At 63.9% G+C, this 12,133-nt stretch carries 7 protein-coding genes and 1 pseudogene; 4 read left to right on the forward strand and 4 right to left on the reverse strand.

Annotated elements, in window-relative coordinates; translation table 11 throughout:
• Nucleotides 1-158: 158 nt before the first annotated feature.
• Both eccB and mycP read left to right on the forward strand, forming a co-directional pair.
• The gene (eccB, locus tag M6G08_RS16540; RefSeq protein ID WP_272587927.1) at nt 159-1,685 is read left to right on the forward strand and encodes a type VII secretion protein EccB; all 1,527 of its coding nucleotides are present in this window, start codon (nt 159-161) and stop codon (nt 1,683-1,685) included.
• Between the two features lie 29 nt (nt 1,686-1,714).
• The gene (gene mycP / locus M6G08_RS16545) at nt 1,715-2,980 is read left to right on the forward strand and encodes a type VII secretion-associated serine protease mycosin (protein WP_272587928.1); all 1,266 of its coding nucleotides are present in this window, start codon (nt 1,715-1,717) and stop codon (nt 2,978-2,980) included.
• A gap of 121 nt (nt 2,981-3,101) precedes the next feature.
• Here the strand turns inward: mycP and M6G08_RS16550 are convergent, their stop codons facing one another.
• The 4 genes and pseudogenes from M6G08_RS16550 to M6G08_RS16565 form a co-directional block, all read right to left on the reverse strand.
• Nucleotides 3,102-3,782, reverse strand: a complete 681-nt coding sequence (locus M6G08_RS16550; RefSeq protein ID WP_272587929.1) for a hypothetical protein — start codon at nt 3,780-3,782, stop codon at nt 3,102-3,104.
• Between the two features lie 28 nt (nt 3,783-3,810).
• Nucleotides 3,811-6,171 carry a hypothetical protein gene (locus M6G08_RS16555; protein ID WP_272587930.1) on the reverse strand — a complete coding sequence of 787 codons (2,361 nt, stop codon included), beginning with the start codon at nt 6,169-6,171 and terminating at the stop codon, nt 3,811-3,813.
• Between the two features lie 20 nt (nt 6,172-6,191).
• Entirely contained in the window at nt 6,192-6,620 is a 429-nt protein-coding gene (locus tag M6G08_RS16560) for a hypothetical protein (RefSeq protein WP_272587931.1), read from the reverse strand.
• Nucleotides 6,621-6,690: 70 nt separating this feature from the next.
• Nucleotides 6,691-7,819, reverse strand: a pseudogene (locus tag M6G08_RS16565) (IS3 family transposase).
• A 487-nt stretch (nt 7,820-8,306) separates the two neighbouring features.
• Between M6G08_RS16565 and M6G08_RS16570 the strand changes: the two are divergent.
• Together M6G08_RS16570 and M6G08_RS16575 are read left to right on the forward strand one after the other, a co-directional pair.
• Entirely contained in the window at nt 8,307-8,753 is a 447-nt protein-coding gene (locus tag M6G08_RS16570) for a hypothetical protein (protein WP_272587932.1), read from the forward strand.
• Nucleotides 8,754-8,758: 5 nt separating this feature from the next.
• The gene (locus tag M6G08_RS16575) at nt 8,759-10,942 is read left to right on the forward strand and encodes a hypothetical protein (protein WP_272587934.1); all 2,184 of its coding nucleotides are present in this window, start codon (nt 8,759-8,761) and stop codon (nt 10,940-10,942) included.
• The last annotated feature ends 1,191 nt before the right edge of the window (nt 10,943-12,133 follow it).

A 12,133-nucleotide genomic window follows, 5' to 3' on the forward strand; every position in this document is an offset into this window, starting at 1 on the left:
GGCTTCAGCACCCTACCCGTGCCATGCCCGCCACTGTGCAACAGGCATAGTAGGTGCCGGGTCTGACAGCCGAGGTTCCGGAGGACGACCGCGCCGGTGGCTCGCACTGCTGCCCCGCCGGTCCTCCATGGCTTCGTACGGGGAGAGAACGAACACAGATGGCATCACGGCGCGATGAACTGAACGCCTACACCTTCGCGAAGCGCCGCACTCTCGCGTCCTTCCTGCAGCCTTCTCCGTCCGGTTCGGAGGAGGGAGCCCCCAAGCCGCTCAGAGCGGTCGTGCCCGGCCTCATCGTCGGGGTGGTCGTCCTGGCCGTGTTCGGCGCGATCGGCATGTTCAGTCCGAAGGCGCCGAAGGGATGGGACGAGACGGGCGCGCACGTGATCGTGGCGAGCGATTCCACCACCCGGTACGTCGTACTGAAGACGGGCGGGGAGAAGCAGCTGCATCCGGTTCTCAACATGGCCTCCGCCAAGCTCCTCCTGGACCCCGACAAGGACAGCGTCATCACGGTCGACGAAGAGGTACTGGACAGCGGCGAACCCCCGCACGGAGCCACGATCGGCATTCCCTACGCACCCGACCGCCTGCCGTCGCCCGCGGAGGCGGAGAAGGCCATGCGATGGGCCGTCTGCGAACGTCCCGGTCCTGGTGGCCGGGCCATCCAGAAGGCGGCGTTCCTCCTCGCCGAGAAGGACTGGTCCAGGACCGACGGCTCGGACAAGCTCGCCGGGGGCGAGCTGATGTACGTCGTCGGCCCGGACGGCAAGAGCCAGTACGTGGCCGACTCACGCGGCTACGCCTACCCGCTGGCCGATCCGACGGACAAGGAGCTCCTCAAGGCCCTCGACACGCAGGGCCGTGCCCCGCAGCGCGTGTCCCAGGAGTGGCTGGACACCCTCCACAAGGGCGACCCGATCGCGATCCCCGAGATCGCGGGCACGCCGGGCGAGGACGCGGGCGCCTCCGACATGCTCCGGGAGTACGACAAGGTCGGCATGGTCATCAAGGCCTATGACGGTCAGCGCATGCAGTACTACGTGGTCCTCAAGGGCGGCATGGCGCGCATCTCGGAGTTCACCGCCACCCTGCTCCTCAACAGCGCAGACCTCGTCGGCGTCGGACAGGCCGGTGAGGCCCAGCAGGTCAGCCCCGGCGCGGTCGTCGACAGCACCGAGTTCGACGGACAGCGGAACTGGCCGGCGTACCGGCCCAAGACGGTCAACGACGGTTCGTCCGCCACCGCCGGCCGCAACACCGTCTGCAACGTTCTGCGCTCGGTGAACGCCAAGAACGGCGAGACCACCCTGTCCACCTGGGCGGGCACCGACTTCCCCGAACAGCTGCCCACCGGCTCCTCCAGCGCGTACGTGACCCCGGGCTCCGGCCAGCTCTACCGACAGTTCCAGGGCACCGAGACCGAGGCGGGCGGGGTCTTCCTCGTCACCGACACGGGGCTGCGCTACGCCCTGCAGTCCAACAACGACAGCGCCACGGACGACAAGGGCATCGGAACCTCCGACAAACAGCGTGAGCAGCAGCTCAACGAGGCTCGGATCGCCCAGACCCGTCTCGGGTACGAGAAGGTGAAACCGTCCCCCGTTCCGGTGAACTGGTCGACGTTCCTGCCCACCGGCCCCCGCCTGTCGGAGGCGGCGGCCCGACAGCCGCAGGGTTCTTAGCGGTCGTGGCCCCACAGGAGAGCGAAGGCATGCTGCAGGAAAGCCGCTTCAGCAGAATCCCCCGTACGGCGACGACCGTCCTCGCGGCAACGGTCCTCGCGGGGACGACCGTGTGGGCCTTTCCCGCGCCCGAGGCCAGGGCCGACGACGGCGGACAGTGCACGTTCCCGTCGAAGAAGTACGAAGGCCGGCCGTGGTCGTTGCAGCGCGTCAACCTAGACGAACTGTGGGCGCAGTCGAAGGGCGCCGGCGTGCGGGTCGCGGTGATCGACACGGGAGTCGACGTCAAGCACCCGCAACTCACCGATGCCGTCGACGCGTCCAAGGGCAAGAACTACCTGCCCCTCAAGAACCGCAAGGGCGAGGAGATCGAGCGGGGCAACGCGCAGGGCACCACCGACACCGTCGGCCACGGAACCCGCGTGGCCGGCATCATCGCCGCCCGCCCCGCCAAGGGAACCGGCTTCGTGGGCGTGGCCCCCGAGGCCACGATCATCCCCGTCAAGCAGAACGACGCGGAGGGCAACGGCACCGCGGACACGCTCGCGTCATCGATCCAGCACGCCGTCGACGCGGGCGCCGACGTCATCAACATCTCCCAGGACACCGCCAAGGCCGTCGAGCCCGCCCAGAGCCTGAAGGACGCGGTGGACTACGCCCTGGACCGGCAGGTCGTGGTCGTCGCCTCGGCCGGCAACGACGGCCTCGGCGGTAACGTCAAGGTCACCTACCCGGCCTCCTACGACGGTGTCCTGGCCGTGGCGTCCTCCGACCGCAACAACGAACGTGCGCCCTTCTCCCAGTCCGGCGAGTTCGTGGGCGTGGCGGCTCCCGGCGTCGACATGGTCTCCACGGTCCCTGGCGGCGGCCACTGCTCGGACAACGGAACCAGCTTCTCGGCGCCATACGTGGCAGGGGTGGCGGCACTCCTCAAGGCCAAGTACCCCAAGTGGACGGCGGCTCAGATCGTCGCCCAGATAGAGCAGACGGCCGAACGCTCCATTCCCGGCCACGACCGCCTCGTCGGCTGGGGCGTGATCGACCCGGTCAAGGCCCTCACCAACGTGGACCCGGCCCACCCCGTGGAGTCCCCGACCCCGGACAAGGGCGCACTCCCGGCCGAGGCCCCCTCAGTGGCACCGGTCCACTTCGGCGAGACGGCCCAGGAACGCAACACCCGCGTGGGCACGTACGTCGTCGTCGGCGGCCTGGTACTGGCAGCAGGCCTGGCCGGCACGGCAGTGGCGGTACGGGACTCGCGGCGGCGGGGTGGGGGGCGAGGGGGCAACGCCTGATGGCGTCTCTGATGCCGTCGGTCAACGAGGCCGGGGATGTTCCGACGGGGCGGCGCGTCGCGGCGTGATGACGCATGGCGACCATGCTTCCTGCGGCCCCGCTGCGACACCTCACCGGTGGCTACGCGGGATCCAGCACGGGCTTCGCGGGAAGCCCGCCGTTCTTCGCACAGCCCAGCTCCTTGGCCATGGCCAGCGAGAAGGAGTGGGCCACGGTCGCGTAGGCGTCCTTCAGCGCCTCGACGTTGCCTTCAGGCTCCGTCGGCATGCCCCAGTGCTCCACGCCGATGGTGACGTGAGCCGTACTCGTGGAGTTGGAGAACCTGTCGCTCCGGCATGCGAACCAGACCGACGCCCTGTTCGCCGCTGCCAGGGTGCGCTCCCCCATTTTCAGCACGGTGAAATCGGAGGCTGGAGTTCCTGTCGGGGGCGCGTCGGCCAGGCCCCAGGTGACACGGACCGCGAAATCTGACGTACCGTCGTCCGTGTAGATGCGGCAGACGTCGTCGCGCCCGTCGGTGGCGACGGGATACGCTTCGACGAGGTCTGTCGCGGCCCGCGCGACCGTGGACCTCTCGGCCGTCGTCCCGAACCGTGATGACCCCGTGATCACCTTCAGTGCTTTGGATGCCTGGGCGGACACGGCGTCACCACCGCACAGCTGTGTCCCCACCAGAGCCTTGTCGGCCGTCTCGTCATCTCCGTCCCCGCCGCAACCTGTGGCCCCGAGACATAGCAGACCGGCCACGGCCGTGGTGAGGAGTCCAACGCGCACTGGCCTACGACTGATCACTATCCGCATCCTTACGTGTCCGGTCCTCGCCCCGGCCTCAGCCGGTCTCCGGGCGGTTGCCCTGCTGGTTCTCCCGGTCATTGCCGACCCCGTAGCCGATCAGCATCGATTCGCGAAGGTCCTGTGCGAACGTGCTGTTACTGGGATCCGGGACGTGGCGCCCCAGAAACTCCTCCATCGGCGCCTCGGCTAGGGTCTCACCGGCAGTGAAGATCGTCATTCTCTCCTCGTCGGTGAGTTCCTCCATCTTCTCCTTGTGCTCATCCATGGCGTTGTCGGATATGTCGCCGACCATCTGGCCGATGAGCTGTTCGGCAGCGCCACTGGCGGTGTCGGTAGCCAACGGGATGAGCACCGCGGCCGTGCCCACGGCAGCGGTTGCGGGAAGGAAGGCGACGCCCGCCGCGATGCCGGCTGTGGCTCCGAACTCGACCCAGCCCGCCCGCTCGGCGACGGCCTTTTCGTAGTCCTCGTGGGTCTTGAGGTTGGTCGCCTCCACTTGGTCGGCCCGGGACTGGTCGAGCATGCCCTGTACCTCGGCGCCCGTGCGCACGGCCGCCCTGGCTCTGGCCTCGACCTCCTCGGTGATCTTTCCATCGGGGCCCACTGAGCCTTCCAGCACACTGCGGGTATAGACCTGCTCCGCGGTCGCGACCGTCGCGTAGGCGTCCGGGTGCTGCCCCAGTGTGCTGAGGAAGCCTCGGACGACGCTTCGTCCGTTCCCGTCCACGGTGTCCGAGAAGTCGAGGTGACCTTCCGGATTCTTGCCCGGCGCGAACACGCTCTCCGGATCGTTCTTGGTCAACGCCCAGTTGATGTCGTCGATGTAGCCCGCGCCCATGACGCCCAGGCTGTCGGCCATCGCCTCGTGGTGCTTCTTGAGGAGACCGGGGTCGTCGGAGTACTTCTCCATGACCTGCTGCATGACCGCGACGTTGTCCTCGTCCCGCACCACGCCGGCGTCCGGGTGCCCGGCCGGATAGCCGAGGGTCGCCGCCTCCAGGGCGTGGCCGAGGGCGTCGGGCATGTAGCCGAGCGACGCCTTGAGTTCCTTCGGGTCGAGCGAGTTGACGTCGCCGAAGGACTCCCACTTCTCATTGGTGAAGAAGTCGAGGTAGTTGCCGAACGCCTGGCCGTCCTTGTCCTTGCCGAGATCGGCCGTGGCCCCGCGGTTGACCGTACCGTCCTCGTTGTACGCGGTCGGGGGATCGGTGAAGAACTTCTTCGCCGCTTCCGGGCTGTTGCCGAGCGCCTCCAGCATGGCGGTGGTCGGCTCGTAGCCGGCGCCGTTCACTCCCGAGGGGTTGTACGGATTCTGGAGCCAGCCGTTCACCATCTTGGTCTCGGCGAACAGGTCAGGCTTCTTCGCGTGTAGTTGCGCCACGTGCTCGGCGATCGGGTTGAGGAACTTCGCGTCGTAGTTCCCGTACCGCATGATCCCGCCGAGCAACTGGTATCCGAAGGGCCCACCCGAGTCGTACTTGGACAGCGGGATGTGCTCCGTGCCCAACTTGCGGAGCTCCGGGCCCCACTTTTCGGTGAATGCCTTGTCGTGGGAGGCGGTGGCCAGGTTGAGACCGAGGTTCTTCTGGAGCTCCTGGACGTCCTTGAGGCGCTCCGCGTCGACCTTGCTGTAGTCGTACGTGTCCGTGGCGAGCTGGCCGAAGAACGCGAGCGACTTCTCGGGACCGAGTGTCTCGTAGAAGTACTTGGAGAACCCCACCGACGAACTGTTGTCCTTCAACAGTTCGTTGAGCTTCACCAGGTCCTTGTGCGAGATGTCCCGACCCTGGGCTGCCAGAGCCGCGGCCCGGGCGGCCTCCTCCTGGTCCAGCTTCGTGTACTTGGGAGCGCCGAAGTCCTTGCGGCCGGTGGCGTTGGCCGCAAGGGTGTTGTTCAGGGAGACGTCGGTGTCGTTGCAGTTGTCGACGATGAGGTCGATCCTCTTCTGCCACGACTCGATGTTCTTCTTCTCCTCCTGCAGGAGCTCGCTGTAGTCGGGGTCGTGTCGCGCCGCGGGGATCTCGGACAACGGCTGCTTCGCCGAAACCTTGCCTTTGCCGTCCACGCGGATGCCGGCCTCGGGACCCTCGTGGTCCCTGATATTGACCAGGTCGTCCTTGGCCTTCTTGATGGCTGTGTAGCCTTCTTGAAGGATCCGGTGCACGCCCTTCGCTTCGGCCACGGCGTCCGCGAACTCTTTGACGGTCTTGCCGATGAACGCCTTGGTGACCCCTGCGTTGACGCCCTCCCAGGCCGCCTTGTCCGCCTTGGCCTTCATCCCGTCGGTGGCGTCGGTGGCGAGTGTGTCCAGTTTTCCCGCCATTTCCGACCAGTCGTCGACCGCGGTCTTCAGCTTCCCCAGCGGGGCGTCGATGATGTCCTCGTACTTCAGCATGCTGCGTGCTCCCCCGAGCGCTACTTGATGTATGTCGTGAGCACGGAGACCCGGGTCAGGTCCCCCTCGACCTTCGCCTCGTCCTTGGCGTGCCGGGCCTTGCTGTAATCGAGGTGATTCGAGATCTGCGCGCAGGCGTCCAGCAACGTCCTCAGGTGGGTCTGCCAGTTGTCGTGCACTTTCAGCAACCCCGAACCGCTCACGAAGTTCCCGTTGGTCAGCGCCGTCGCCGCGTCGAACGTGGAGACACGGGCGTGGTCACCATCCTTCGTCAGCCGCCCCAGCAGGTCATACGCGTCGTTGCCGATGGCGCCGAGGTCGTCACGATGGACCACCAGGTCCTTCCCGCCGCCACCTCCGCCACCCTGGGCCGGAAGGCTGTCGATCTGCATGGCAGTCCGCTCGGCCGCAGCCTCGCGCAGTTGTGCCCATTCTTGCTCGAACGTCATGAATCCCCCAATGTTATCCGGGCAGGCCCTGTGAACCGCCCCGAGTTTCGTAGAGTCCGGTGGTCTTGGTTCAGGCGGACTGCGGGGTGGTCTGCTCCTGGCTTCGCCAGAAGGCTTCCTCGTACTCGGCGGGCGGAACGTAGTCGAGCGCGGAGTGAAGGCGTTCTTCGTTGTACCAGGTGATCCGTTGGAAGATCGCCCGTTCGACCTAGTCGACGTCCTTCCAGGGGCCCTGCATCTCTATGAGTTCGGCCTTGAAGGTGCCGTTCAGTGCCTCGGCCATCGCGTTGTCATACGAGTCCGTGATCGACCCGACGGAGGAAGAGGCGCCGATGTCCGCGAGTCGGCCGGTGTACCGGATTGACACGTATTGCGACCCGCAGTCGCTGTGATGGATGAGGCCGGAGTCCTTCTTGATCCGCCGCCTCGACAGCGCCATCTCCAGTGCGTCCACCGGCAGTTCTGTTCGCATGTGGTTCGCGACCTGCCAGCCGACGGTCATCCGCGAGTACACGAGCAGGACGAACGCTACATATGCCCAGCCGGACCAGGTGCGGACATATGTCGTGTCCGCTACCCACAGCTGGTCCGGCTGGCTTGCGGTGAAATCGCGGTCGACCAGGTCCGGCGGCCGGGGTGCCGACGGCTCCGGGACCGTGGTGCGGCGGCGTCGGCCACGGATGACGCCCTCCAGGCCCAGCTCGGCCATCAGCCGCTCGACCGTGCAGCGGGCCACGACGACGCCTTTGCGCCGAAGCACGCGGGTGATCCGGCGGGCGCCATGGGTGCCGCCCGACTCCGCGTGGATCCTCTCGATCAGCGGCATGAGTATCTCGTCGCGGAGCCGGCGGGCCGACTTCGGCCGCTTCTTGCGGGCGAAGTACGTCGAAGGCGACAGCCCGAGAACCCGGCCGACGGGATCGACCCCGAGACCCTTCTGGCGCAGGTGGTCTCTCACCTGCTCGGCCTCGTCCGGGGACGGTCGATCTCCTGGGCAAAAAGAACACCGACGCGGCTTTGAGGATCTCGTTCGTCCGCCCCAACTCAGCATTCTCCCTGCGAAGTTGTCTGAGTTCGTGCTGCTCGGCGGAGGTCAGCCGGTCGTCGCGTTCGCCCCGGCCGCGCAGGGCCTCCTTGTGGATGCCGAGGTCCTCCGCGACGTGCGCGATCGGGCGGCCGGTGCTGCGGACCTCACGGATCGCGCGCTCCCGGAGTTCGTCCGGTACTTACGTGGTGCAGGCATGGTGCTCGCGGATCTCCTTCGCCAGGATCGTAACCCTGACATCAGGGACTCCACGAAACGTGGTGCAGCTCAGTTGTCAGCGCCCTGCTGAACCGATGAGTCGCCTGCAACCGCAACTTCTCCCGGAACGACCGCCGCTTGTTGGTCAGCCTGTGCCCTTGCACATACCTCATGCAGTCGGCATGCCGCAGAGAAGACGTTAGCTTCTACGACACCACAATGTGAAGGTCAGGTACCACGTGGCCGGATTGGCCGGTGGGGACCGGTGAAGCGATGGGCGAGGCTGGGACGCCGGAGGGGGTCATGCCGGGCATCTCTATTCATGGTGGCCGATACACATGGTCAGGATGGTCATGGGTCGTACAGTCGGTATCGATCACCTCAGTGTGGTTGTGTATGGCAGGGCCTGCTTGGCAGCGCAGTACACGGGAGGGGGCTCACGCATGGCGTGGGACGAATGGGAGCAACTCAAGGCAGCGGCTGCTGAGCGGCACTCCACAAGGATGCAGCTCAACCAGTATCCGGGAGACCGGGGAGGCGAGGGGACACAAGGTGATCTCGAAGTAGGTCATAAGGATCTTGAGGCCGTCGGTAAGGCGGCCCATGAGCTTTTCGATGACTTCACGCGCTACAGCGACCACGCGCGCGCCGCGTCTGAGGTAGCCGCAAGTGGACTCAAAAGTGAGGGATTTGATCTAGGAGCAGCACTCGCACACGTAGCGGAACGATGGGGCGAGCAGGCAAAGACCCTGCTGGATGCCTGCGCGCACATCTCGAATCACCTCCGGTTTACCAAGAACCAGCATGACGCTGATGAGTCGTACATCGCTGGAGTAGTCAGCAGCATTACTGCTCTGGACGCAGGCTTCGATGACCGGAAGGACCACTGACAGCGATGGACCTCGATGCGCTTCGGTTCGGCAACTTCGCGAAGCTCGGTGAAGCGATCACCGACTGGGAAAAGATGACGAAGGACCTCTTGGGCCTCAAGGAGGCCGCAGAGAGCAATCTCAAAGCCAAGGCCTGGAAGGCTCGATGGGCCGGTGTCAATGCCACGGTCACCCGTGAGTTTGTCGATAAAACCGCCGCTGAGTTTGCCGATGCCCATACACAGGCCGAATCCATCACCAAGATCCTCATGGATACCCGTGCGGAACTCATTCGCTACCGCACGCAGGTGAACGATGCTGTCGACCGCGCGGGCAAGAAACATCTCACCGTGGCGGACACGGGGGAAGGTGGCTTTGTTGTCACCGCGAACACTCGTCCCGATTGGGCGTCTGATCCCAGTGGGCAGAGTGATCAACCTGTGCAGACGGACGTAGATAATGCGCGGGACGAGATTCAACGTATTCTCGATAAAGCTACGGAGAGTGACTCCACTGCAGCGAAGGTGCTGCGGTTGGTCGTCGACCAGGCCAAGTACGGCTTCTCGGATTCCGCCTATGGCGATCGCGATTCCGCAGCCAATGCCGTGGCAGCCGCCGAGAAGCTGGCCAATATGGCCAGGGACCCAGCCAAAATGACTCTGGACGACATCACCAGATTCAACCGCATGATGGAGATATACCGCAACGATGCTTTGTTCTCGGAGCAGTTCGCGAAGCGGTTGGGTCCCAAGGAGACACTTCAGTTCTGGACTGACATGACCTTCACGCGCGCTGGTGCACGGGACGCCGAACTTGAGACGATGAAGAGCCTGCAGAAGAACCTGAGCCTGACCCTGGCTACGGCGTCTAACTCTGACTCAGATGCCATGCAGGAGTGGAAGAAGAACCTTCTTGCGGAGGTGAATACTAACTTCCGGTCCAGTAATTCAGGTAGTCCGATCGGAGCGCTTGGGTCACACGTCATTAGTAGCCTTATGCGTCAGGGTCAATACGATACAGAGTTTCTTGATGAATACCGGAAGAAGCTCTTCAAGGCTGACCAAGGGGCAGGTCAGTCAGATACTAATGATTTGTGGGTGAAGGGGTACGACGGCCTGGATCTAGTATTCGGAGATGGTAACGGTCGAGACCCATTGGAAGGACTGCTCTCAGGCCTGTCCCACAACCCCGAAGCGGCGGCCCATGCCTTTGATGCCAAGTCGGACCTTGATCACATGCTCGGTACTACCAGGTACACAGATCGTGAAGCATTTCTCGGGCCCGCCCTTGAAGCCGCAGTCACGGGGGCAGCGGCGGGCGACAATACGCATGCTGCTCCGCCTCACAGTGAGCAGCAGGTGAAAATAATGGCGAACATCACGGCAGCGGTTGCTCAGCCTGAAGGTGGTGCGGACCTTGCTACCTCTGGAATGGGTGAGAGCTTCGGACATATGGCGGCTGCCTACATGCCTGAGATTAGCCTTGAGATGGCTGGCAAGGGTGCCGAATCGATCTTTATCACTGATAGTGCAGCACCCGACGGCTTGAACAAAGGCGACGTCACGAGATTCCTGTATGAGGTGGCGCGGGACGACAATGGGAGGGCGGCAATTATATACGGCGAGAGTATTTACACCAGCAGCCTCCTCGAGGCTCATATTGCTGATCCGTCTCTTTATGATGGCGATACTTCGGACGCTGTGCGCGCTGTCGCCGAGAACGCTGGAACTATTGAGGGAATTGTCGGCCATTCGGTGGCGGATGCTGGTATCAAGGCATCTACGGAAGCCGAAAAGGATTATAATGACGCCCTCAAGAAGCAGGGTGATTTCTTCAAGGCTGCGCTTTCCGCGGGTGTAGCTGTTGGGGCCGTTGCTTTGGTTCCTGCCACACCGGCTGGCGCCCTCACCGGAGCTGTAGCCGGTGGATTTTTTAGTGGGGTATCAGGAATGGCAGTCGACCGGCTGGTGGAAGGTAGGGAAATCGATGGTGCGCTGGATGAGGCGCTTTATCGTACTGGTCGAGAACTCAACAAAGCCGAGGAGTCTTCGCTGCAGCAGACTCAGTGGTCGGCAGCCGATTCGATTGATGCGCACAAGTCAGATCTGAAGGTTGACGCGACGGAAAACCTAATTCGCGAGGCGCACAATCGCGGGTGGGTCCGTAGTGACTCGATCCTTGAAGACATTCACGCGAGGCCAAGTGCCTGACTGGGACGGATCGTTTCGTGGACATAAAAGCTTCTGTCGGCAGGCGGGTAGCGATAGTTGCTGCTGCATTCGCGGTTGTGGTTGGAGGGGGGGTATTCGGGTACTTGGAGGTCTTCACCAAAGGGCTTGATCGATTGCCCGAACGTCCATGCACTGGTGCGGTGGCTCGCAGCACAGTGAAGCAAATTCTTCCTGACGCGCGATCGGCCGAGGAACGGGGTAGGAGTACCGACCAGGGCAGGGATTTCGTCTTCTTCTGTCGAGTGTTGACGAGCGACGATCACATCGTCTCAGGCGAGTCAGAGCTGCAGGATGCCACTACGGATGAGTGGCTGTCGGGCTATGAGCAGGAAGCGGGAGACACATATGGGCAACTACGGGAGGCCGCCGGCCGCAAGGGCGTAAAGACCCTGACTCTTGATCGACTTGCCTCGGTCTACATGCCCTGTTCTATCGCTGGCGGGAGTGCTAAAAGGTCTTTGCGACAGTACGCGCTGATCACGGAGGCCAGAGTCATCGGTGAAAGTCGGGTCCAAGGGAACGAGCTGCGGGAGGCCTTGACTGAGTTTGCGGTTCAGATGTCGGAACACGCCTATACGGTTGGGGAATGTAACAAGGCGTAGATGGGTAGAGCGTGAGCCCCTTTCTGTGGCGTTGCCAGTCGCGTCCAGTAATCCGGCGTAGCCGCCATACTGCCCGTTCCTGCCACATCCGGCCAGGCCTGCCTCGATTGGTCAGCAGGGGGCGCTGCTGCGCGAGTTAGCGCCTTCGCCTCTTTTGTGTCGCTGGGGGGCGTCGCGTGTTGCTGCGTGCCGGGAGACTGCGGTCTCTCCTTCCTGGGGCTGCACTACTTCGAGTGATGCACAGTTGGTGTTCGAGGTGGTGTCAGAGTGGCGCCATCTTGTCGTTTGGGTCACGTGACGGTGGACACAACCTGTCCACCGTCACGTGACCCTTGGGGTGCGAGCATTGCCGACACTGTTCAGTGAATCGGTCAAAGTGTCATGTCTCAGCCGACTTTGTAACTCCGCTAGCACACACCACGGTTGGCCCTGCCGTACCAGTTGACTACAGTGGTGATCGCATGGTGCGCGCGACTTGGTTTGCGATCGCGGGGCAGGTGGTCAGTCGGCCACAGCCATGGTTCTACGGGGAAACGGGGAGGGAGCGAAGTGCTTCCAGCGGACATGG

It is taken from the genome of Streptomyces sp. M92 (assembly GCF_028473745.1).
Lineage (GTDB): Bacteria > Actinomycetota > Actinomycetes > Streptomycetales > Streptomycetaceae > Streptomyces.

Coding starts and splice junctions, on each gene's coding strand:
- M6G08_RS16570 (WP_272587932.1), top strand. CDS start 8,307: ATGGCGTGGGACGAATGGGAGCAACTCAAGGCAGCGGCTGCTGAGCGG.
- M6G08_RS16550 (WP_272587929.1), bottom strand. CDS start 3,782: ATGCGGATAGTGATCAGTCGTAGGCCAGTGCGCGTTGGACTCCTCACC.
- M6G08_RS16555 (WP_272587930.1), bottom strand. CDS start 6,171: ATGCTGAAGTACGAGGACATCATCGACGCCCCGCTGGGGAAGCTGAAG.
- M6G08_RS16560 (WP_272587931.1), bottom strand. CDS start 6,620: ATGACGTTCGAGCAAGAATGGGCACAACTGCGCGAGGCTGCGGCCGAG.
- M6G08_RS16575 (WP_272587934.1), top strand. CDS start 8,759: ATGGACCTCGATGCGCTTCGGTTCGGCAACTTCGCGAAGCTCGGTGAA.
- mycP (WP_272587928.1), top strand. CDS start 1,715: ATGCTGCAGGAAAGCCGCTTCAGCAGAATCCCCCGTACGGCGACGACC.
- eccB (WP_272587927.1), top strand. CDS start 159: ATGGCATCACGGCGCGATGAACTGAACGCCTACACCTTCGCGAAGCGC.